At 72.3% G+C, this 20761-nt stretch carries 18 protein-coding genes; 10 read left to right on the top strand and 8 right to left on the bottom strand.

Going from position 1 to position 20761, the window contains the following annotated elements:
• Nucleotides 1–2: 2 nt before the first annotated feature.
• Genes HJG45_RS03915 through HJG45_RS03905 form a run of 3 tightly spaced genes read left to right on the top strand, consistent with a single transcriptional unit; the run spans nt 3 to nt 4158 of the window.
• Nucleotides 3–2042: a hydantoinase/oxoprolinase family protein gene (locus tag HJG45_RS03915; RefSeq protein WP_171610791.1), complete on the top strand. Its 2040-nt coding sequence runs from the start codon at nt 3–5 to the stop codon at nt 2040–2042.
• A complete protein-coding gene (locus tag HJG45_RS03910; protein WP_171610790.1) occupies nt 2039–3682 on the top strand; it encodes a hydantoinase B/oxoprolinase family protein in 1644 nt (547 codons plus the stop codon). Before HJG45_RS03915 ends, HJG45_RS03910 begins: the two co-directional genes overlap by 4 nt.
• The gene (locus HJG45_RS03905) at nt 3679–4158 is read left to right on the top strand and encodes a MaoC/PaaZ C-terminal domain-containing protein (RefSeq protein WP_171610789.1); all 480 of its coding nucleotides are present in this window, start codon (nt 3679–3681) and stop codon (nt 4156–4158) included. Before HJG45_RS03910 ends, HJG45_RS03905 begins: the two co-directional genes overlap by 4 nt.
• Nucleotides 4159–4165: 7 nt before the next feature.
• Here the strand turns inward: HJG45_RS03905 and HJG45_RS03900 are convergent, their stop codons facing one another.
• Both HJG45_RS03900 and HJG45_RS03895 read right to left on the bottom strand, forming a co-directional pair.
• Nucleotides 4166–5104 carry a tripartite tricarboxylate transporter substrate binding protein gene (locus tag HJG45_RS03900; protein WP_171610788.1) on the bottom strand — a complete coding sequence of 313 codons (939 nt, stop codon included), beginning with the start codon at nt 5102–5104 and terminating at the stop codon, nt 4166–4168.
• A gap of 77 nt (nt 5105–5181) precedes the next feature.
• Nucleotides 5182–5640, bottom strand: a complete 459-nt coding sequence (locus HJG45_RS03895; protein WP_171610787.1) for a hypothetical protein — start codon at nt 5638–5640, stop codon at nt 5182–5184.
• A 59-nt stretch (nt 5641–5699) separates the two neighbouring features.
• Between HJG45_RS03895 and HJG45_RS03890 the strand changes: the two genes are divergently transcribed.
• Genes HJG45_RS03890 through HJG45_RS03880 form a run of 3 tightly spaced genes read left to right on the top strand, consistent with a single transcriptional unit; the run spans nt 5700 to nt 9150 of the window.
• Nucleotides 5700–7415 carry a thiamine pyrophosphate-binding protein gene (locus tag HJG45_RS03890; protein WP_171610786.1) on the top strand — a complete coding sequence of 572 codons (1716 nt, stop codon included), beginning with the start codon at nt 5700–5702 and terminating at the stop codon, nt 7413–7415.
• A 14-nt stretch (nt 7416–7429) separates the two neighbouring features.
• Nucleotides 7430–8389 carry a 3-hydroxyacyl-CoA dehydrogenase family protein gene (locus HJG45_RS03885; RefSeq protein ID WP_171610785.1) on the top strand — a complete coding sequence of 320 codons (960 nt, stop codon included), beginning with the start codon at nt 7430–7432 and terminating at the stop codon, nt 8387–8389.
• Nucleotides 8386–9150, top strand: a complete 765-nt coding sequence (locus HJG45_RS03880; RefSeq protein WP_171610784.1) for an SDR family oxidoreductase — start codon at nt 8386–8388, stop codon at nt 9148–9150. The genes HJG45_RS03885 and HJG45_RS03880 overlap by 4 nt, the downstream gene beginning before the upstream one ends.
• Before the next feature lie 43 nt (nt 9151–9193).
• Here the strand turns inward: HJG45_RS03880 and HJG45_RS03875 are convergent, their stop codons facing one another.
• Complete coding sequence (locus HJG45_RS03875; protein ID WP_171610783.1) at nt 9194–10186, bottom strand: NADPH:quinone reductase; 993 nt, start codon at nt 10184–10186, stop codon at nt 9194–9196.
• A gap of 97 nt (nt 10187–10283) precedes the next feature.
• Here HJG45_RS03875 and HJG45_RS03870 point away from each other — a divergent pair, with 97 nt between their 5' ends.
• Nucleotides 10284–10787 (top strand): hypothetical protein, encoded by a 504-nt coding sequence (locus HJG45_RS03870; protein ID WP_171610782.1) that lies wholly within the window; start codon nt 10284–10286, stop codon nt 10785–10787.
• Between the two features lie 60 nt (nt 10788–10847).
• Here the strand turns inward: HJG45_RS03870 and HJG45_RS03865 are convergent, their stop codons facing one another.
• A complete protein-coding gene (locus HJG45_RS03865) occupies nt 10848–12545 on the bottom strand; it encodes an amidohydrolase family protein (RefSeq protein ID WP_171610781.1) in 1698 nt (565 codons plus the stop codon).
• A 167-nt stretch (nt 12546–12712) separates the two neighbouring features.
• On the opposite strand from HJG45_RS03865, the gene HJG45_RS03860 reads away from it, so the two are divergent.
• Both HJG45_RS03860 and HJG45_RS03855 read left to right on the top strand, forming a co-directional pair.
• Nucleotides 12713–13522 carry an enoyl-CoA hydratase-related protein gene (locus HJG45_RS03860; RefSeq protein WP_171610780.1) on the top strand — a complete coding sequence of 270 codons (810 nt, stop codon included), beginning with the start codon at nt 12713–12715 and terminating at the stop codon, nt 13520–13522.
• Nucleotides 13523–13586: 64 nt separating this feature from the next.
• The gene (locus HJG45_RS03855) at nt 13587–14582 is read left to right on the top strand and encodes a tripartite tricarboxylate transporter substrate binding protein (protein ID WP_171610779.1); all 996 of its coding nucleotides are present in this window, start codon (nt 13587–13589) and stop codon (nt 14580–14582) included.
• A 188-nt stretch (nt 14583–14770) separates the two neighbouring features.
• Here HJG45_RS03855 and HJG45_RS03850 read toward each other — a convergent pair whose 3' ends face one another.
• The 4 genes from HJG45_RS03850 to HJG45_RS03835 form a co-directional block, all read right to left on the bottom strand.
• Nucleotides 14771–17065, bottom strand: a complete 2295-nt coding sequence (locus HJG45_RS03850) for a DUF3141 domain-containing protein (protein WP_171610778.1) — start codon at nt 17063–17065, stop codon at nt 14771–14773.
• 135 nt (nt 17066–17200) lie between these two features.
• Entirely contained in the window at nt 17201–18277 is a 1077-nt protein-coding gene (locus HJG45_RS29150) for a hypothetical protein (protein WP_171610777.1), read from the bottom strand.
• A 9-nt stretch (nt 18278–18286) separates the two neighbouring features.
• Nucleotides 18287–18589 (bottom strand): DUF6489 family protein, encoded by a 303-nt coding sequence (locus tag HJG45_RS03840; RefSeq protein WP_254452274.1) that lies wholly within the window; start codon nt 18587–18589, stop codon nt 18287–18289.
• Nucleotides 18590–18830: 241 nt separating this feature from the next.
• The gene (locus HJG45_RS03835; protein ID WP_171610776.1) at nt 18831–19055 is read right to left on the bottom strand and encodes a general stress protein; all 225 of its coding nucleotides are present in this window, start codon (nt 19053–19055) and stop codon (nt 18831–18833) included.
• A gap of 293 nt (nt 19056–19348) precedes the next feature.
• On the opposite strand from HJG45_RS03835, the gene HJG45_RS03830 reads away from it, so the two are divergent.
• Nucleotides 19349–20752, top strand: coding sequence for a CoA transferase (locus HJG45_RS03830; protein WP_171610775.1), 1404 nt, complete (start codon nt 19349–19351; stop codon nt 20750–20752).
• Nucleotides 20753–20761: the final 9 nt, after the last annotated feature.

The following is a 20761-nucleotide window of genomic DNA, read 5'->3' as shown; positions in this document are numbered from 1 at the left end:
GCATGAGCGAGCGACCCGTCCGCATCGCCGTCGATATCGGCGGCACCTTCACCGACCTGCAGGTGCTCGATGCCCGCGACGGCAGCGTGCGGGCCTGGAAGACGCCGACGACGCCGGAGGATCCCTCCATCGGGTTGCTGCGCGGCGTCGAGGAAGCCTCGCAGCGCTTCGGCTTCGCCCTCGCCGAGGTCGGGCTGCTGCTGCACGGCACCACCATCGCCACCAATGCGGTGGTGGAACGCAAGCTCGCCCGCGGCGTGCTGCTGACCACCGAGGGCTTCGAGGACGTGCTGGAGATCACCCGGCATGTGCGGCGGGAGCTGTACAAGGTCGATCCCGATCCCTTTCCCTGCCTGATCGAGCGCGACCGCCGGCTCGGCGTGCCGGAGCGGATGCGCGCCGACGGGACGCCGGAGCGGGCGCTGAACGAGGCGGCGATCCCCGGCCTCGTCGCCCGGCTGGAGGCGCTCGGCGCCGAGGCGGTGGCGGTCTGCCTGCTGCACAGCTACGCCAACCCGGCGCATGAGCAGCGGCTGAAATCGCTGCTGGCGGCGGCGCGGCCGGGCCTGCCGGTCTCGCTCAGCAGCGAGATCAGCCCGGAGATCCGTGAATACGAGCGGGCGAGCACCACGGTGCTGAATGCGCTGCTGATACCCGTGGTGAAGGCCTATCTCGACCGGCTGGAGGCGCGGCTCGGGGAAGGCGGGTTCCAGCCCCTGGTCTTTCTGGTGCAGTCGAATGGCGGCGTCTGCAGCCTGCGCCAGGCGGCCGGGCAGCCGGCGCGCCTGCTGCTCTCCGGCCCCTCGGGCGGGGCGCTGGCGGCGGGTCGGGTCGCGGCGCTGCTGGGGCGGCCGAACCTCGTCGCGGTCGATATGGGCGGCACCAGCTATGATGTCTCGGTGGTGCAGGGCGGCCGCGTCTCGGTGGTGACGCAGGGCGAGATCGACCGGCTGCCGGTGCGCCTGCCGATGGTGGAGATGCGCACCATCGGCGCCGGCGGCGGCTCCATCGCGGGCGTCGATTCCGGCGGGCGGCTGACGGTCGGGCCGCGCAGCGCCGGCTCGCGCCCCGGCCCGGTCGCCTATGGCCGCGGCGGGACGGAGCCGACGGTGACCGATGCCAACCTCGCCCTCGGCCGGCTCGACCCCGACTACTTCCTCGGCGGCATGATGCGGCTCGACATGCCGGCGACGCGGGCGGCGATCGAAGCCCGGGTGGGCGCGCCGCTCGGCCTGCCGGTCGAGGCGGCGGCGCAGGGGATGCTGACGGTGACGAATGCCAATCTCGGCGCCGCGGTGCGGCTCTCGCTGTTCGAGAAGGGGCTCGATCCGCGCGACTTCTCGCTGCTCTCCTTCGGCGGCGCCGGCGGGCTGCACGCGACGGAGGTGGCGGCCGAGATGGGCATCCGCGAGGTGATCTTCCCGCGCGAGCCGGGCACGCTCTCGGCCTATGGCATCCTCTATTCCGACCTGGTGCAGGACATCGCTCGCTCGCGGGTGATGCCGGCGCTGCCCGCCAGCCTGTCGGCGATCGAGGCGCTGGTCGCCGAGCTGCGCGCCGAGGCGGATGCCGGCCTGGCGCGGGACGGCGTGCCGGCCGCGCGGCGCGAGATCGCGATCGCCGCCGACATGCGCTATCATGGCCAGGCCTTCGAGCTGCTGGTGCCCTGGCCCGAGGCTTGCGACCTGCCGCCGCTGCTGGCCCGCTTCCACGCGACGCACCGGCAGCGCTTCAGCTATGCCGACGAAGCGGAGGCGGTCGAGATCGTCACCCTGCGGGCGATCGCCACCGGCCGCCTGCCGAAGCCCGAGACGGCGGAGCCGGTGCCGGCGGCGTGGCCGGCGCTGAAGGGCAGCCGCCGCGTCTTCGAGGAGGGCGCCTGGCGCGACGTGCCGGTCTGGGATCGCGAGGCGCTGCCGCCGGAGGACCGCATCACCGGCCCCGCCATCGTCGAGGAACCCTTCGCCACCCACTGGATCGGCCGCGGCTGGACCGCGACGCTCGGCCCGGCGGGCGCGCTGATCGCACGGAGCGACGCATGACCGCCGCCACGCTCGGCCCGATCGAGATCGAGGTGATCCGCAACGCGCTGACCGCGGCCGCCGCGGAGATGGACGTTACCGTCTGGCGCACCAGCCGCAGCACCATCGTGCGCGAGCTGCTGGACTACTCCACCGCCGTCTTCGATGCCGAGGGCAACAACCTCGCGCAATCGGCGCGCATCCCGAGCCATCTCAACAGCATGTCGCATTTCCTGCGCGAGCTGCTGGACAAGTGGATCGACCCAACGGGCTGGGGCGCAGAGGATGTCGTCATCTCCAACGACCCTTATTGCGGTGGCCAGCATCTGCCGGATATCTGCGCCTTCAAGCCGGTCTTCCATGAAGGCCGGCGCATCGCCTTCGTCGGTACGCTCTGCCACCATATCGATGTCGGCGGGCTGGTCGCGGGCAGCTACGCGGCGAAGGCGATCGAGATCTTCCAGGAAGGGCTGCGCATCCCGCCGCTGAAGCTGATCGAGAACGGCCGGCGGAACGAGGCGGTCTGGGCGATGATCCGCCAGAACATCCGCAAGCCCGACCTGCTGCTCGGCGACCTGCAGAGCCAGATCGCCTCGCTCGAGGTGGGCGCCGCGGCGCTCCGCCGCCTCGCCACCCGCTACGGCGCCGAGGGGATGATCGAGGCCGGGCGCCGCATCCTCGACATGAGCGAGCAGGCGATGCGCGCCGCCATCGCCCGCATGCCGGACGGGACCTACGAGTTCACCGACTGGCTGGACGATGACGGCATCGACCTCGACCAGCCAATCCGGCTGCATGTGGCGCTGACCATCAAGGGCGATGCCATCTCGGTCGATCTCTCGGGCTGCTCGCCGCAGGTGCAGGGGCCGACCAATGCGACGCTCGCCAGCAGCAATGCGGCGGTGATGTTCGCGGTCATGTGCGCTTGTGACGAGCCCTTCGCCGCCAATGCCGGCTGCTACCGGCCGGTGACGACCATCGCGCCCGAGGGGCTGGTGGTGAATGCCCGGCATCCGGCGCCGGTCGTGCACCGCATCGCGGTGACGCACCGGCTGCTGAACGCCATGTTCGGCGCCCTGCACCAGGCGGTGCCGGACCGCATCCCGGCCGCCTATTACGGCAATTCCTATGTCTGCACCTTCCAGACCGTCGCCGAGGATGCGCGGCGCGAGGTGCTGGTCGAGATCGAGATCGGCGGCACCGGCGCGCATCCGGCGAAGGACGGCGTCAACGCCCTCTCCGCCGGGATGCACAACAACAGCAACATCCCGATCGAGATGATCGAGGCGCAGGCGCCGCTCACCATCACCCGCTACGCGCTGCTGCCGGACAGCGGCGGGGAGGGGGCGCGGCGCGGCGGCCTCGGCCTGCTGCGGGAATGGCGCATCGACAGCCCGCGCTGCTTCTTCACCGCCAATATGGACCGCTTCGTCCATGCGCCCTACGGGCTGGCGGGCGGCGACCCGGCCTCGGTCGGGCGGCTGGTGCTGACGCGCGACGGCGCCGAGAGCCCGCTGCCGCCGAAATCCGACAATGTCCCGCTGCGGCGCGGCGACCGGGTGCGGCTCGAGACCTCGGGCGGCGGCGGCTTCGGCGACCCAGCCGCGCGCGACCCGGCGGCGCGGGCGCGCGACCGCGCCATGGGTTACGTGACGCGGTGAGCTTCGATCCGCGCGCGCACCGCCTTGTCCCGGCACAGCGCTGGTTCGAGGATTTCGCCCTCGGCGAGCGCTTCCCGCTGCCGAGCCGCACCATGACCAGCGGCCTCTTCGCCGCCTTCCAGGCCGCCTCGGGCGACAACCACCCGGTCCACTACGATGCCGAATATTGCCGCGCGCATGGCCTGCCGGGGATGCTGGCGCATGGCTATCAGGTGGCGATCCAGACCTGCGCCGGGGCGGGGCTGTTCCAGCATATGGTCGAGGAGTCGCTGAAGGGCTTCCTCGAACAGTCCACGCGCTTCCTGCATCCGGTGATCCTCGGCGACACGCTCTACCCGGTGCTGGTGGTGGATGAGCTGGTGCCGCAGCGCAGCACCGGCATCCTCGGCCTCGCCGCCAGCATCCACAACCAGCGCGGCGTGCAGGTGCTGGAGGGGCGGCACCGCTACCTGCTGCGCAAGCGGCCCGCCGGCTGAGCGTGCGCTACTCGCCCGGCTTCAGCCCGGAGGCGCGGATCAACTCGGCATATTTCACCACCTCGGAGCGCACATAGTCGCCGAAGGCGCGGCGGTCGAGGTAGCGGATCGGGTGCGAGGCGCGCGTCATGCCCTCCACCACGCTCGGCGTGCGCAGCGTGGCGGCGCAGGCGGCGTCGATCCGCGCCAGCACCGGCTCCGGCGTGCCGGCGGGGGCGAAGAGGCCGGTCCAGAGCGGGTAGACGAGGTCGTAGCCGAGCTCGCGCAGGGTCGGCGCATCCGGCGTGTCCGGGCTGCGCCGCTCGGCGAAGACGGCGATGGCGTGCATGCCGTACTGCGCGACGAGATTGGCCTCGGCCGCCAGCATCAGCACCGTGCCGGACTGCATGGCGAGCACGCTGTCGCCCGAGCCGCGGAAGGGCACGTGGTTCATCTCGATGCCGAGCGCCCGCGTCAGCCCGGTCATCGCCAGGTGCCCGAGCCCGCCGACGCCGCCCGAGGCATAGGGGAGCTGGCCGGGCGAGGCCTTGGCGCGCGCGGCGATGTCGGCGACGCTGCGGAGCCCCGTCGTCTTCGGCGTCATCAGCGTCAGCGGCGCCTCGGCGATAAGGCAGACCGGCGCGAGATCCTCGGCCTTGTAGGGCAGGTTGCTGCGGAAGCTCGGCTGCACCGCGATGGGCGCCATGGAGGTGAGCATCAGCGTCAGCCCGTCCGGCTTCGACCGCGCCACCTCCGCCGTGCCGATGGTGCCGGTGGCGCCGCCGACGTTGCGGATGATGAGCTGGGCGCCGAGCGTCTCGGCGAAGACGGGCTGGATCAGCCGGCCGATGATGTCCGTGCCGCCGCCGGCCGGCCAGGGGATCACCATCTGGACCTGGGCGGCGACCTGCCCCGCCCAAAGCAAGAGCCCGGCCGCCAGCGCGGCCAGGCGCGGTGCGATGCGCATCCCGTCGTCTCCTCTCCCGTGGGGCCGCGTCTCGGCGCGGCTTCGCCGGGAAGGCTAGCGACTCGTGCGCTGCCGCTTCAATCGATAAGTCGCCGGACGAAACGGCGGGTGCTGCGGAACAGGGGTCGCACGCGCTCGCACCAGGGGGTGCTCCGGGCGGTGACCCATTCGGGCGACTGGTTCACCTCCGGCCGTTCGAAGCGGTAGGCGGCCAGCAGGTTCGGCGCGCCACCGTCGAGCCGGCGGTAACGCGTGCCGCCGATGCAGCCCGGCACCGAGGTCAGCAGCGGCAGGTGCTCCTGCTCGTACCAGTCGTAGATCGCCGGCAGGTCGGGCTCGGCGATGTCGAGCTCGACGGTGTAGAGGAAGGGCGCCGGCCGGGCGACATCGCCCAGCGCCGCGATGAAGGCATAGGGGATGCCGGCCGTCGCGCCATCGGGCGGCGCCTCCAGCCAGTGCCAGACATCGCCCGGGTTCTCGATGTCCTGGTAGCGCAGCCCGGGTCCTTGGCTTTGTTGGATCAGCAGATCGGCCATTGGGTTTCCTCCGCTCTCGCGGCAGTATCGCCCCGCCACGGGGAACGACAAGCGGAGGAATGCCGGGCGATGGCAAGGCGGGGGCGCGGCCGATGAACGGCCCGATGAAGGGGCATGAGTGGCTGGTGCGCAGCCTCAGGGACTCGGGCCAGACGCATGTGTTCTTCGTCGATGCGGTGCTGCGGCGCAGCCTGCTCGACATGGAGCGGCTCGGCGTGCAGCCGGTCCTGGCGCATACCGAGAAGGCGGCGGTCTACATGGCCGATGGCTATGGCCGGGTCTCCGGCCGGCCTGGCGTCGTCGCGGCGCAGTCGGTCGGCGCCGCCAACCTCATCGCCGGGCTGCAGGATGCCTGGCTCGGGCGCAGCCCGGTATTCGCCATCACCGGCCGCAAGCCGATCGGCCACCAGAACCGCAACGCCTACCAGGAGGTGGCGCATGCGCCGCTCGCGGCGCCGGTGACGAAGCTCTCGGCCCAGGTGCAGGAGGCGGCCGACCTGCCGCGGCAATTCCGCCAAGCCTGGTCGGCTGCCGTCTCGGTGCCGCCACGACCAGTGCATCTCGACCTGAACGGGCTGATGGGCGAGTTCGTGGAGACCACGGAGACCGGGGAGCCGCCGGCCGCGCTCGCCGGCTGGACAGCGCCGCGGCACCGGCCGCAGGCGGATCCGGCCATGCTGCGGGCGGCGGCGGAAGCGCTGCGCTCGAGCCAGCGCATCGCCATCGTCGCCGGCGACGGCGCCGCGCTGTCCGGCTGCGGCGCGGCGCTGCTCGCGCTGGCCGAGGCGCTGCGGGCGCCGATCGCCACCTCGCTCGGCGCGCATGGGCTGATCGACACGCGGCATCCCCTGCATATCGGCGTGGTCGGCAGCTATTCCGCGCCGCCGGCCAACCGCATCCTGCATGCGGCCGAGCTGGTGCTGTTCGTCGGCTGCGACACCGGCGACCAGGTGACGCATGGCTGGCGGGTGCCGCGGCCGGGGACGCGCATCGTGCAGATCGACGCCGATCCGCTGGAATTCGAGCGCAGCTACGCGACCGAGGTCGCCGTGCTCGGCGATCCCCGCGCGGTGCTGGAGGCATTGTCGGCGGCGCTCGGCGAGGCGCCGCGCGACGGCGCCTTCCTCGCCGAGGCGCAGGCCATCCTCGCCGGCTGGCGGAAGGAGATCGCGCCGAGGCTGTCGAGCGAGGCGGTGGCGATCGACCCCGCGCGGCTCTGCGCCGAGGTGACGCGGGCCCTGCCGCCGGACGGCATCCTGGTCGCCGATACCGGCTATTCCGGCATCTGGACCGGCACGCTGGTCGATCTCGCGCCGGGCCAGACCTATCTGCGCGCCGCCGGCTCGCTCGGCTGGGCCTTCCCGGCGGCGCTGGGCGCGAAATGCGCCGCGCCGGGGCGCAAGGTGGTGTGCTGGTCGGGCGATGGCGCGCTCTACTACCATTTGCCGGAGCTCGAGACCGCGAAGCGCCGCGGCATCGCCGTGGTGCTGGTGGTGAACAACAATTCCGGCTTCGGCCAGGGCTGGCCGAGCTATCTGCGGCAGGCCGGCAACCGCCCGGCGGCGGCGGAGCAGGTGCTGCGCTTCGGCCCGACCGACTTCGCCGCCGTGGCGCGGCAATTCGGGCTGCGCGGCATCCGGGTGGAGCATCCGCGAGAGATCGCCGGGGCGCTGGCCGAGGCGATCGCCGCGGAGGAGACGGTGGTGGTCGATGTCGTCACCGACATCGATTGCCGGGCGCCCGACCCCTGGACGCCCGACCCCTGGACGCCATGAGGAGGAGTGGGACAATGGCACGCGTGGCAGTCATCGGCGCCGGCACCATGGGGCATGCGCTGGCGCTGGTCTTCGCGCTCGGCGGGCACCGGGTGCGGCTGACCGACAGCAACCCGGCGACCCTCGCCCGGGCGCAGGGGCTGATGGAGACGGCGCTGGCGACGCTGGTGGCCGGCGGCGAGGCGCCGAAGGACTGGACTTCGGGGCATCTGGCGCAGGCGGTGACCCGGCATGAGAGCCTGGAGGAGACGGTCGACGGCGCCGAGCTCATCGTCGAGGCGATCATCGAGGTGCCGGAGGCGAAGCGCACGCTGTACGAGCGGCTCGATGCCTGCGCCCCGCCGGATGCGATCCTCGCCAGCAACACCAGCTATCTCGACGTCTTCCCGTTGATCCCGGAGCGCCGGCAGGCGCGGGCGATGATCGCCCACTGGTACACGCCGCCCTATCTGGTCGATCTGGTGGACATGATCCCCGGGCCGCGCTGCGACAAGGCGGCCTTCGACCAGGTCTTCGGCATGCTGAAGGCGATGGGCAAGCAGCCGCTCGGCCTCGCCAAATTCGTCCCTGGCTACGTCGCCAACCGCATCCAGGCGGCAATCGGCAACGAGGTGCAGAACCTGCTGGACGAGGGCGTGGCGACGGCGCCCGAGATCGACGCCGCGATCATCCACGGCCTGGCGTTGCGGCTGCAGATCCTCGGCGTCTATGCCAAGGCGGATTTCACCGGCCTGCCGCTGCTGCAGGCGGTGGCGCGCAACAAGAGCTACGCGCCGCCCGAGCCGCGCGAGAGCAGCCCGACCCTCGACAGGCTGGTCGCCGCGGGGCGCACCGGCGTGCTCGCCGGTGCCGGCTATTACGACTGGCCGGGCGATCCGGCGCAGCTCTTCGAGGAGCGCGACCGGCGGCTGATCGCGCTGAAGCGGGCGATGCGCGAGATCGGCGTCATGGCAGGAACGGAGCGCGACCTGTGATCCGCTACGATCTGACGGGCAAGGCCGCGCTGGTGACCGGCGCGGCTTCGGGCATCGGCCTGGCGCTGGCGACGCAGCTCGCGCGCAACGGGGCGAAGGTGGCGATCAACCACCTCGCCGATGATCCGCGCGGGCCGGAGCAGGTGGAGAAGCTGCGGGCCGAGGGGCTGGAGGTGATCTCGGCGCCGGGCAATGTCGGCGATGCCGCGGATGCGCCGCGCATGGTCGAGCAGGCTGTGCAGGAACTAGGCCGGCTCGACTACCTGGCGAACAATGCCGGCACGCCGGGCACGCGCACCAGCATCCCGCCGGCCGAGCTCGACCGGATCACGGAGGAGCTGTGGAACGACGTGGTGCAGGTGAACCTGGTCGGCGTCTTCCGCTGCACCAAGGCGGCGGCGCCGGCGCTGCGGGCGGCGAAGGGCGCGGTGGTCAACACTGCCTCCATCGCCGGCCTCGGCCATGTCGGCTCCTCCATGGCCTATGGCGCGACCAAGGCCGGCGTTGTCAGCCTGACGCGGAACCTCGCCCGCGCCCTGGCGCCGGAGGTGCGGGTGAATGCCGTCGCGCCGGGCGCGGTGGACAGCGCCTGGGCGATCGAATGGACCAATGAGCAGCGCAGCGGCTCGATCGAGAAGGCGCTGCTGAAGCGCCGCTGCACGCCGGACGACCTGGCCGAGGTGATGCTGTTCCTGCTCGCCGGCGCGGCCATGGTCACCGGCCAGACGGTGACGGTGGATGGCGGGCTGACGCTCGGGTGACAGGCGGCGGCCCTGATGCCCGCGGGCGTCGGGGCCGCCGGGCTCATGCCGCGGGCAGGACCACCACCGTGCCGCGCTTGCCGCCGGCCTCCACCGCCTCATGCGCCGCCGCACAATCGGCGAGGGGATAGCTGCCGGCGATGCGGTGCAGCCGCGGCGCCTCGGCGGCCCAGCGCGTGACCTCCTCCATCGCCTGGCGCCGCGCTGCCGCCGGGGCGCTGTTCAGCACCACGCCGCGCAGGTTGACGTTCTTGCGCATCAGCACCGCCGAGACCGGCACCGCCGGCGCCAGCCCGCCGCGGCTGGCATAGCCGATGACGCTGCCGTTCAGGGCGATGGCGGCGCCCCAGATGGCCAGGTTGCCGCCGACATCCACCTCGACGATGCGGTCGACGCCGGCGCCACCGGTCGCCGCCAGGATGCGCCCGACGCAGTCCGGCGCGCGGTAGTCGAAGACCTGCTCCGCCCCGGCGGCGGCGGCGTCCTCGCTCTTCCAGCCGCCGCTCGCCGTCGCCAGGACCTGCGCCGCGCCGCCCCAGCGGGCGAGCTGGATCGCGTAGTTGCCGACCGCGCCGCCGCCGCCCGAGACCAGCACCCGCAGGCCGCGCACCGGGCCATCGGCGAAGAGGCAGCGATGCGCGGTCATGGCCGGGATGCCGAGGCAGGCGCCGATCTCGAAGGGGAGGGTCGCGGGCAGGGGGTGGACGCAATCCGCCGGCACGCAGCTATACTCGGCGGCGGTGCCGAAGGGCCGGCCGCGCTGGGCGTTGTAAAGCCAGACCCGCTGGCCGAGCAGCGCCGGATCGGCGCCCGCGCCGAGCGCCTCGACGAGGCCGGCGCCGTCGCTGTTCGGGATGATCAGCGGCCATTCATTGGCATAGGCGGTGCCGGCACGGCGGTAGATATCGGCCGGGTTCACGCCCGAGGCGAGCAGCCGGACGCGGACCTCGCCGGGGGCGGGCTCGGGCCGCGGCCGCTCGCCGAATTGCAGGACCTCCCGGGCCGGCCCCGGGCGCTCGTACCAGATGGCGCGCATGGCGTCGTCTCCATTCCCCGTCCAGTCTGCCGGCGGTGGATGGGTTTGACATCCCCTTCGCGGCGCGGCTTGCTTGTGGCCTGAAGGAGGAAGGGTCATGTCGCTCTCGGTTGAGCAATTCGCCAAACACTGCCGCGAGGCGCTGCTGGCCGATCCCGGCCCGGCCGGGCGCGTGCACGTGGTCGAGCTGGTGCAGGAGGCGCTGAAGGATCCCGGCTTCGTCGCCGCCGCCATCCCCCAGGGCACGCCCGAGCGCAAGGTGCTCTACGAGGATCCCGATCTCGGCTTCACCATCCTCGCCCATGCCTATGAAGGGGCGAAGAACAGCAGGCCGCATGATCACGGGCCGTCCTGGGCGATCTATGGCCAGGCGGCGGGCGAGACGGTGATGACGGATTACGAATGCCTCGCCAGGCCCGAGGGCGAGACGCCCGGCAAGGCCAAGCCGGTGCGCGACTACACGCTGAAGCCGGGCGATGCCTATCTCTACGAGCCCGGCGTGCTGCACTCGCCGCGCCGCGACGGCGCGACGCGCCTGCTGCGGATCGAGGGGCTCAACATGGACAAGGTGAAGCGGCTTCCCTACGACCTGGTGGCCTAGGCCGCCACGGGCATCCGCCCTTCCGCGGCACCGACCGCGGAAGGGCAGGGGACCCGCCGCTCAGACGGCGCTGCGGACCAGGCGGCCGGGCAGGGCGCCGGTCGCCTCGCCGTGGCGATAGGTGACGGCGCCGGCGACGATGGTCGCGTCGTAGCCGCGGGCCTTCTGCATCAGCCGCCGGCCGCCGCCGGGCAGGTCGAACAGCATGCCCGGCCGCTCCAGCGCCAGGGCGTCCCAGTCGATGACGTTGATGTCGGCGCGCAGCCCGGGCTTCAGCAGCCCTCGATCCGGCAGGCCCGCCGCTCGCGCCGTGTCGCTGGTCTGGCGGCGGATCAGCTCCTCGACCGGCAGGCCGCGCTGCTTGCCCCAATAGGCCAGGACGAAGCTCGGGAAGCTGCCGTCCGAGATGAAGCCAACATGCGCGCCGCCATCCGAAAGGCCGATGATGGTGTTCGGATGCCGCAGCAGCTCGGCGCTCGCATCCAGCGTGTAGTCGGCATAGTTGGTGAGCGCGCAGAAGATGAAGCTGTTGCCGTCATCGGCGAGCAGCATGTCGTAGGCGACCTCCTCCGGCCGTCGCCCCTCGCGCGCCGCCTGGGCGGCGATGCTGCTCTCTTTCGACGGCGTGTAGTTGGGCGGGTCGCCGAAGGGGAACATGCGCTCGAAGGAGAGGCGGGCGAGCAGCGGGAAATTGCTGCCGGCGAAGCGATCCTCGGAGAGAATGCGGGCGCGGGTCTCCGGCTCGCGCATCGCCGCCACCCGTTGGTCGAGCGGCAGATGGGCGATCGCCTTGTAGCTCGACGCGCCGCTGAAGGGGTTCTGGCTGCCGAGCAGGCCCATCAGGATGCCGATGGGCCGCGGCGGGAAGACCGGACGGATCGGCACCCCCTCGCGCGCCGCCTGGTTGGAGAGGGCGAGCAGCTCCTTCCAGGCCTCGGTGCGGTCGTGCCGCGCGGTGAGCGAGAAGACCGCTGGCCGGCCGCTGCGCTCGACGACGCGGCGGATCAGGCCGAACTCGGTCGCCGGATCGGGCTGGTTGAAGTCGGAGACGAACTCCATGAAGCCCTTGCCGACGGCGCGCAGCCCCTCGGCGATGCCGGCGAGCTCCTCCTCCTGCGCCCGTAGGGTCGGGGTGAAGTCGCCCTTCAGCGTCTTGTGGCTGATGGTGCGGCTGGTGGAGAAGCCGAAGGCGCCGGCCTCCACCGCCTCCGCCACGATGCGGCGCATCTCGGCGATGTCGCCCTGGTTGGCGCTCTCAAGCGCCAGCGCCCGCTCGCCCATGACATAGACGCGGACGGCGGCGTGCGGGACCAGGGCGCAGATGTCGATGTCGCGCGGCTTCTGGTCGAGCGCCGCCATGTATTCGGCGAAGCTCTCCCAGCGGAAGTCGAGGCCCTGGGAGAGGACCGGGGCGGGGATGTCCTCCACCCCCTCCATCAGCTCGATGAGCTTGTCCTCGGTGCCGGGGCGGACGGGGGCGAAGCCGACGCCGCAATTGCCCATCACCGCCGTGGTCACGCCATGGATGGCCGAGGGGGCGAGGTGGCTGTCCCAGACCGCCTGGCCGTCGTAATGGGTGTGGATGTCGACGAAGCCGGGGGTGACGAGCTTGCCGGAGGCGTCGATCTCCTCGCGCCCGCGGGGCAGGCCCTCGCCGATGGCGGCGATGCGGCCGCCCTCGATCGCCACATCCGCCACGCGCCCGGGGGCGCCGCTGCCGTCGATCACCGTGCCGCCACGGATGACGAGATCGGCCATGGATCCGCTTCCTTCCTGCTTTGCGTAGCAAGCTAGGGGTTTTCGGCCGGGGTTCCAAGCCCGGTTTCGCCGGGATAGAGCAAGCTCTGGAGAGCGGGGACCGGGCCGCGGCGGCGCCGCATCGCCATCCGACGGACCGCTCGCCCCCAGATCGTGAGGACACCGCCATGCCGCCAGCCGCGCTCGACCGCGCCTTCGAGACCCTGCTCGTGCAGGAGCCCAGCCCGCACATCCTGCAGGTCACGCTCAACCGGCCGGAGCGCGCCAATGCCTTCACCACCCAGATGGGGCGCGAGCTGGTCGAGGTCTTCCAGGCGCTGGAGGCGGCGCCCGGCGCCTATCGCTGCGTGGTGCTGACCGGGGCGGGAGAGCGGGCCTTCTGCGCCGGGGCCGACCTGAAGGAGCGCAACGGCATGACCGACGCGCAATTCGCCGAGCAGCACTACCTGTTCGAGCGCATGGCGCGGGCCGTGCTGGCCTGTCCGGCGCCGCTGCTCGGCGCCCTCAACGGCGCCGCCTTCGCCGGCGGGCTGGAACTCGCCCTCTGCTGCGACTTCGCCTATGCCAGCGAGACGGCGCGCTTCGCGCTGACCGAGGTGACGCTCGGCATCATGCCGGGGGCCGGCGGCACGCAGAACCTGCCGCGCACCATCGGCGAGCGGCGGGCGAAGGAGGTGATCCTGACCGGCCGCCCCTTCAGCGCTCAGGATGCGCTGGCCTGGGGCATGGTGAACCGGCTCTGCCCGCCCGGGGAGGTGCTGGGCGCAGTGCTGGAGACGGCGCGCACCATCGCCGGCAACGCGCCGCTCTCGGTGCGGCAGGCCAAGAAGTCGATCACCCAGGGCCTGCAGATGGACCGTGCCTCGGGCATGCTGTTCGAGATCGAGGCCTATTACCAGCTCATCGGCACCGAGGACCGGATCGAGGGCATCCGCGCCTTCAACGAGAAGCGCAAGCCCGACTTCAAGGGCCGCTGACGCCGACATGGTCCCGGGAACGGCGCCATTGCCATATGGCGCCGCCTTTCCTAGAGATCCGAGGATGATCAGCCGACGCGCCATGATGGGGGCCGCCGCCCTGTCCGCTTCTGTCTTACCGGTGGCCCGGAGCCAGACGCCCGATTTCCCGACCCGGCCGGTTCGCATCCTGGTGCCCTACGCTCCCGGAGGGGCGGTCGATCTGACGGGGCGGTTCCTGGCCGAGCACCTCCAGCCCATCCTCGGGCAGAACGTGCTGGTGGACAACCGCGGCGGCGCTGGCGGAAACCTTGGCGCCGACGTCGTCGCCAAGGGGGAGAAGGACGGCTACACCCTGCTGCTCGGCTCGGCCTCCATCCTCTGCGCGAACAAGTTCCTGTATCGCCGCTCCATGCCGCTCGACCCGATCCGCGATCTGGCGCCCGTGACCCGGGTGACCACCGGGACGGTGCTGCTGATCGTGAACTCCGACCGCCCGTGGAAGACCTTCGCCGAGTTGATGGCCGCGGCGAAGCGCGATCCGGGCAAGCTCACCATGGGCTCCTCCGGCACCGGCACGGTCAGCCATCTTGCCATCGAATCGCTGAAGCGCGCGGCAGGGGTGGACATCACCCATGTGCCCTATCGCGGCGGCGGGCCGGCCTTCCAGGATCTGTATGCGGGCAACATCGACATGATGTTCGATGTGATCCCCGCCGCCATGCCGAATGTGCGGGAAGGCAAGTTCCGCCCGCTGGCGGTCGGCAGCGCCGAGCGGGTCACCTACGTGCCGGAGCTGCGCGACGTGCCCGGGATGAAGGAGCTGCTGCCCAACGCCAACATCGACATGCAAAGCTGGTACGCCATCAACGTGCCGGCCGGTACGCCCGAGAGCCGCGTCGCCATACTGCATCGCGCCATCACGCAGGTCGTCCGATCCGACGCCTTCCGGCAGCGCATGGAGCCGATCGGCTTCGCTCCGGTCGCCGATGAGTCCCCTGCGACCTACGGGGCCTATATGCGCGAGCAGGAGAAGGTCTGGCAGAAATTGGTGGAGATCTCGGGGGCAACACTCGACTGATCCAGGCGTGGCCCTGCTGATCGGCCAGGGTGGCATGCAGGGCCAACAGATGGCCGAGGGATCGGGTTGGCGTCCCTCGGTCAGCCGCTACAGCGGATTGCGTTCAATCCTGAACCTTGCTCCGCTGCAGCCTGTTGCTTTCAGAGCAGAGTCGCGCGTCCGGGCGGTCTAGCTCTCCCGCGACCCGCTCAATCCGGCATCGCCGCCTGCTCGAAGCCGACCGGCACCAGGCCGGCAGCGAGGCCGAGGGCGCTGCGGAGCTGGTTCAGCATCGCCAGCGCGGCATCGCCGAGCTCCTCCTCCGGCCCCGCAACATCCTCCACCGTCGCCATCGCCCGGCGCCGGTCGGCGAGCTTCGGCAGCAGCTTCGGCAGGGCGGCCAGCGCCTCGGCCGGCGCCATGCTGGCGATGACCGTCTGCTCGCGGATCAGCGCCTGCCGGGCGCTCGCCGTCATCTCGCTGAAGGGCGGTTCCTTCTGCATCACCGCATTGGAGCGGACGAGGCGCGAGCGGCGCACGCTGCCGCGCGCCTGGGCGAGCAGGATCATCATGCGGACCACCGCCTCGGCATAGCCGCCGGCGGTGATGCGGGCGAGCGCCTGGCGCACCTCCGGCGCATCGGCGAGCGCCGAGGCCGAGCCCGGCTCCTCCGGCGTCTCGCCGCCGGCGACGCCGACCGCGGCGAGCATGCCGTAGACCCCGTGGAAGGCGATCTCGGTCCAGGCATCGCGCCAGTCGCGCCAGGTGTCGATGCTGCGCTCGACGCTGTCGGCCCAGAGCCGCTCCCAGGCGAGGAAGGGGTTGTCCTGCCGCGCCGGGGCGCGATGCGTGCGCACCTGCTCGGCCAGCGCCTCGACCGACGCCATCGCCGGGTTGCGGTCGCTGATCAGCGTGCGGCGCAGGCGCAGCGGATGCATCTGGCGGCGCAGCTCGGCGCTCTCCTCCGTCGTCACCTGCCGGATCATCGGCGCGGCGAAGAGGTCGTAGAGCGACTGGTTCAGCGCCGAGATCCGGGCCACCGCCGGGAAGGCCTCGTTCTTGGCCTCGCCGCTGCGGGCGCGGATATCGGCGATCGTCCGCTCCTTCAGCTCGACCTGCCAGGCATTGCTGCCCGGCTCGCGGGTGATCAGCATCTCGTAGAGGCCGGGCGCGACGCTGTCGATCAGGGTCAGCAGCTCGGCGATCTCGCTGTGCTCCTTCAACGCCACGGCGCCGGAGACGAAGATGCCGAGATGCCCGATCTCGTCATGCATCAGGTAGACGATGGTCTGGCCGAGCGCCTTGATCTCCTGCTCGTCGCGGTAGACATCGGCGATCCAGCGCAGCGCCTGGCCGGGCGGGGTGATGTTGTCGCCGGCCGAGGCGAAGACGACGACCGGCGAGCGGACGGCGCGCATGTTGAAGGTGGCGCCGCCGCCGGCCGAGATCTCGCCGCGGGCGAAGCGGTCGCCGATAAACAGATTCTCGACGATCCAGCGGATCTCGTCGCGGTTCATCAGGAAGTAGCCGCCCCACCAGCGTTCGAATTCCAGGAAGCGCGGCGCCTCCGTGTCGGCGTTGGCGAAGAGGTTGTAGTACTTCTTGAACCAGGTGTTGCCCGGCGACAGGCTCTCGAAGTTCAGCACCAGGTTGGCGCCGTCGAACTTGCCGTTGCCGAGATCGGCCAGCATCGCCGCCGGCCAGGAGCCGCCGGCGAGGCCGCCGAGATAGCGCATCGGGTTGCGGCCGCGCTCGCCCGCCCAGTAGGAGAGCGGCGCGCCGTTCAGCACCAGCGCCCCGGTCAGCTCGGGCTGGCTGGCGCCGAGCATCATCACCGCCCAGCCGCCCTGGCAGTTGCCGATCACCACCGGCTTCGGCGCCGTCGGATGCGCCTCGGCCACCTTGCGCAGGAAGATGCCCTCCGCCTGGGTGATGTCGAGGATGGTCTGCCCCGGCTCGGGGTCGCGGAAGAAGATGACGAAATAGACCGGATGGCCACGGCGCAACGCGACGCCGACCTGGCTGTCCGACTTGAAGCCGCCGATGCCGGCGCCGTGGCCGGCGCGCGGGTCGATGATGACGAAGGGCCGCAGGCTGGAATCGGTGGGCGGGCAGCCCGCCGGCACCGTGATCCGGACGAGGGCGTAGTTGCAGGGGCGCGAGAGGTTGCGGCCATCGACCACCATCTCGTGCTCGAAGAACAGCACCGGCGGGCAGCCGGCGAGCTCGTGCTCGGTGAAGGTGTTGCCGGCCTGGCGCATGGTGTCCCAGAACAGGACGGCGCGCTGCGCCGCATCCACCGCGTATTCGGCGGCGTCGCGGGCGAGGGTGAAGGGGTCGCTCGGCGCCGGGGGCAGCCGCGGCGCCACGAAATCCGGCCGCAGCGCCTCGGCCTGCCGGCGCGTGACATCGGCCAGGGCCCTGGCCTGGTCCATCACGCGCGACATGGTCTCGGCGCCGCGGAGCATCAGCTCGCGTGCCGGCAGGGGGGTGACCACGGTCATCGGGCTGGGTTTCCTTATCGTGGGCTTATGTTGCATTGCAGCATAGCGCTGGTCCAGGCATTCGGGCAGGCGGCGATTGCGGCGTCGTGTCGCAACGCAACATTCGGCGGATGGCTCCGTCCAGCCCCCTGTGCCTCATCGTCGGATGATATGCCAGCTCACCGTCAGGTCGACGACGGCGCCATTGGGATCAACCGGGCCGGTAAAGGCGGGCAGCACCGCATTGCGGAACGGTCCTTCGAGCCCAGCATCCAGCCAGACCGAGCCGGAGCGCCGCACCAGCCGGAAGGCCGTCACCCGGCCATCGGCGGCGACGCGCACCTCGATGCGGTTCACGCCCTCGTCGCCGACCACGGCCGCACTCTGCGGATAGCGGATGTTCTCGTCGAGCCAACGCCGGAAGGCCCGCTCCCAGTCGGTGCCGACCTGGGCGCCGCGGACGCTCACCTGCGGCGCGGTGGGCGCCGCCCGGCCCATCACCGCGAGCGAGCCGAGCGAGAGATCGAGCGGCCGCCGGTTCCCCATCTGCTGCCGAGGCGCCGGGGCCAGCCGCGCCGCATCGGGCAGCCAGAGGCCGGGCAGGCGCTCATGCGGGGGCTGCGAGGGCCGCGGCGGCGCGATCACCGCCGCCTCCTGCTGCGGCGGCTGCGGCTGGGGCGCCGGCGGGGCGGGCGGCGGCAGGGGCAGGGCATCGGCGAGCGGCGAGGGGGCGGGCGGCGTCGGCGCCGGGCTCGGCGTGGCCAGCCGGGTATTGGCCGGGGGTGGCGCCGGCGGCGCCTGCGGCCGCGGCGGCGCGGCGGGCGGCGGCGGCACCGCCTCGCGCGGCAGCTCGGCCTGGGGCGTCGGCGGGCGAGGCGGGGTGGGGGGCACCGGCTGCGGCTCGGGTGCCGGGGGCGCGGGCGGGACCGGCTGACCCTGCGGCGCCGGCGGCTCCTCCTGGCCCACCTCGCCCTCGCGATAAACCAGGTCGTAGCTGAGGGGGGAGGGCGGCTCGGGCGGCTTCGGCCGCATCAGCGCCGCCAGCACCACCAGCGCCGCGAGGCCGCCATGCAGCAGCAGCGAGGCGACGAGGCCCGGCCGCAGGCTGCGGCGCCGCAGCGGCCGGAAGCGGGCGCGCACCGCCGGATCGGCGACCAATCCGGGCGCGGCGGCAGGGCGCTGCCCCCAATCGGCAGGCCGGAGCAGCAGCGGCGGCGGATCGGAGAGACGCACGCCGCCGGGTCAGCCCTTGCCGGACCTGCCGCCGGACGCGCCGGAACCTGACATGCCAGAGCCTGACATGCCGGAGCCTGGGGTGAACATGCGGAACATGGCCGCCATGGCCTCGCGCATCTGCTCGGGCGTCTGCGGCGCGAGGGGCATCCAGGTCTTCAACAGCGTCTCGGGCGAGAGGGCGTCCACCGCGTCCAGCATCTGCTGCTGGACCTTGGCCATCACCGCATCCTGCATCGGCCGCAGATCGGGCAGGCCGAGGAAGCGACGGGCCTCCTCCGGGGTGCAATCGATCTCGACATTCACCTTCATGTTCCGCGCTCTCCGCGCCGCTGCGGCCGATGCGCCCATATGGGGCCATGGGGCCCGCAACGCCAGCGCGACGTCGGGACGGGCCTGGCCACCGGCTGCTCGTCGGCGACCCGGAGAGGCTTGAGACGGGCGCCGCCGGGAGGCGGTGCGGCGCGTCGGCCCGGGCTTGGCGGGGCCGTCTCGGGGCAACCTCCGGTGGGGCCGTCAGTCGTGGAGGGCCGTCGCCCGCCGGGCCAGCAGGTCAGGCCGGCGTCTTGCCCGGCGCGTGGCCGCCATGGCTGTGCTGCCCGCCCTTGCGGCCGGCCTCGGCCGCCTTCTGGCGGTTGTTGGCGAAATTACCTGGATTGTTCGCCTTGCCCTGATGCGTGCCGCCGGCGCGCCCCGCCTCGCGGGCCTTCTCGCGGTTATTGGCGAAATTGCCGGGATTCTTGTGGCCGCCGCCGCCGTTCGACTGCTCCATGGCCATGGTCGTTTCCGTTCGTCTTGCTTGTATGGAACCGCCGCCATGACGGCTCCATGCGCCGGAACGCGCGGTGCCGCCGGCGTTTCCCCTTCTCCCGGCAAAATGCCGACGGTACTAGAACGGTTCTGGCGACGGCGGCCCTACCGGGCCGAGCCGATTCACGCCTGCGGGCGATACCTCCCTCCGGCGATCGGCGCGGCTACGCCGCCCTGTCTGGATCGAGCCGATTCACGCCTGCGGGCGATACCGCCCTCCGGCGATCGGCTCTAGGCTACCCGCCTTCACAGGAGGGATGAATGGCCGAGCCGACGCCGCGCGAGATCCTCGACGCACTCTGGCAGGGGGCAGGCCTCGCCGGTGCGGCGCCGGCGCGGCTCACCGGGGCGGAGCCGGCCCTGCCATCCTCCTTCCGGATCGGTGCCGTGGCCCAGGCCAGCATCGCGGCGGCAACCGCCGCGGTGGCCGAGCTCCATCGCCGCCGCGGCGGCCCGGCGCAGCAGGCCGAGATCGACATGCGCCATGCCGCGCTGGAATTCAGCTCGGAGCGCTACCTGCGGCTCGATGGCGAAGCGTCCCCCGCGCGCTGGGACAGCGTCGCCGGGGCCTATCGCTGCGGCGACGGGCGCTTCGTGCGGCTGCACACCAACTTCCCGCACCACCGCGCCGGCGTGCTGCGCCTGCTTGGCTGCGACGGCACGCGCGAGGCGGTGTGCGCGGCGCTGCGCGACTGGGAGGGCTTCGCCTTCGAGCAGGCCGCGGCCGAGGCCGGGCTCTGCGTCGCCGCCATGCGCAGCCAGGCGGAATGGGACGCGCATCCCCAGGGCCAGGCGGTCGCCGCCCTGCCGCCGCTCCGCATCGAGCGCATCGGCGAGGCGCCGCCGACGCCCCTGCCGCCGCTCGCCGCGCGGCCGCTTCAGGGGCTGCGGGTGCTCGATCTCACCCGCGTCATCGCCGGGCCGGTCTGCGGCCGCACCCTCGCCGCACATGGCGCCGACGTGCTGCATGTCAGCGCCGCGCATCTGCCGAGCTTCGACGACCTGCTGCCCGATACCGGCCGCGGCAAGCGGAGCGCCGCGCTCGACCTGCGCGACGAGGCCGGGCGGGCGGCGCTGCGGGGGCTGGCGGCGGAGGCGGATGTCTTCCTGCAGGGCTACCGGCCCGGCGCGATCGCGCAGCACGGCTTCGCGCCGCAGGATCTGGCGGCGCTGCGGCCCGGCATCGTCTGCACCTCGCTCTCGGCCTATGGCGAGGCGGGGCCCTGGGGCGGGCGGCGCGGCTTCGACTCGCTGGTGCAGACGGCGAGCGGCTTCAACCATGCCGAGGCTGTGGCCGCCGGCGCCGATCCCGCCGAGGCCGCGCCCCGCGTGCTGCCCTGCCAGGCGCTCGACCACGCCTCCGGCTTCCTGCTCGCCTTCGGGACACTGGCGGCACTGCTGCGGCGGGCGGAGGAGGGCGGCTCCTGGCTGGTGCGGGTCTCGCTGGCCGGCACCGGGCACTGGCTGCGCCGGCTCGGCCGTGTCCAGGGCGCCTTCGGCCTGCCGGTGCCGGAGATGGCGGCGCTCGAGGACCTGCTGGAGGAGGGGCCGAGCGGCTTCGGCCGCCTGACCGCGCTCCGCCATGCCGGGCATCTGCCGGCGACGCCGCCGCATTGGGCGCTGCCGGCGGTGCCGCTCGGGACGCATGCCGCGGCCTGGGTGTGAGGCGCGCCC

This window comes from Roseicella sp. DB1501, assembly GCF_013112485.1.
Taxonomy (GTDB): Bacteria; Pseudomonadota; Alphaproteobacteria; order Acetobacterales; family Acetobacteraceae; genus Paracraurococcus.
This window is presented reverse-complemented; position numbering and strand designations above follow the sequence as displayed.

Bases quoted from the DNA above. Each gene is read 5' to 3' on its own strand.
- HJG45_RS03910 (WP_171610790.1), top strand. From the start codon at position 2,039: ATGACCGCCGCCACGCTCGGCCCGATCGAGATCGAGGTGATCCGCAAC.
- HJG45_RS03850 (WP_171610778.1), bottom strand. From the start codon at position 17,065: ATGACCGTGGTCACCCCCCTGCCGGCACGCGAGCTGATGCTCCGCGGC.
- HJG45_RS03865 (WP_171610781.1), bottom strand. From the start codon at position 12,545: ATGGCCGATCTCGTCATCCGTGGCGGCACGGTGATCGACGGCAGCGGC.
- HJG45_RS03895 (WP_171610787.1), bottom strand. From the start codon at position 5,640: ATGGCCGATCTGCTGATCCAACAAAGCCAAGGACCCGGGCTGCGCTAC.
- HJG45_RS03900 (WP_171610788.1), bottom strand. From the start codon at position 5,104: ATGCGCATCGCACCGCGCCTGGCCGCGCTGGCGGCCGGGCTCTTGCTT.
- HJG45_RS03915 (WP_171610791.1), top strand. From the start codon at position 3: ATGAGCGAGCGACCCGTCCGCATCGCCGTCGATATCGGCGGCACCTTC.
- HJG45_RS03860 (WP_171610780.1), top strand. From the start codon at position 12,713: ATGCCGCCAGCCGCGCTCGACCGCGCCTTCGAGACCCTGCTCGTGCAG.
- HJG45_RS03870 (WP_171610782.1), top strand. From the start codon at position 10,284: ATGTCGCTCTCGGTTGAGCAATTCGCCAAACACTGCCGCGAGGCGCTG.
- HJG45_RS03885 (WP_171610785.1), top strand. From the start codon at position 7,430: ATGGCACGCGTGGCAGTCATCGGCGCCGGCACCATGGGGCATGCGCTG.
- HJG45_RS03855 (WP_171610779.1), top strand. From the start codon at position 13,587: ATGATCAGCCGACGCGCCATGATGGGGGCCGCCGCCCTGTCCGCTTCT.
- HJG45_RS03835 (WP_171610776.1), bottom strand. From the start codon at position 19,055: ATGGCCATGGAGCAGTCGAACGGCGGCGGCGGCCACAAGAATCCCGGC.
- HJG45_RS03890 (WP_171610786.1), top strand. From the start codon at position 5,700: ATGCCGGGCGATGGCAAGGCGGGGGCGCGGCCGATGAACGGCCCGATG.
- HJG45_RS03830 (WP_171610775.1), top strand. From the start codon at position 19,349: ATGGCCGAGCCGACGCCGCGCGAGATCCTCGACGCACTCTGGCAGGGG.
- HJG45_RS03875 (WP_171610783.1), bottom strand. From the start codon at position 10,186: ATGCGCGCCATCTGGTACGAGCGCCCGGGGCCGGCCCGGGAGGTCCTG.
- HJG45_RS03840 (WP_254452274.1), bottom strand. From the start codon at position 18,589: ATGAAGGTGAATGTCGAGATCGATTGCACCCCGGAGGAGGCCCGTCGC.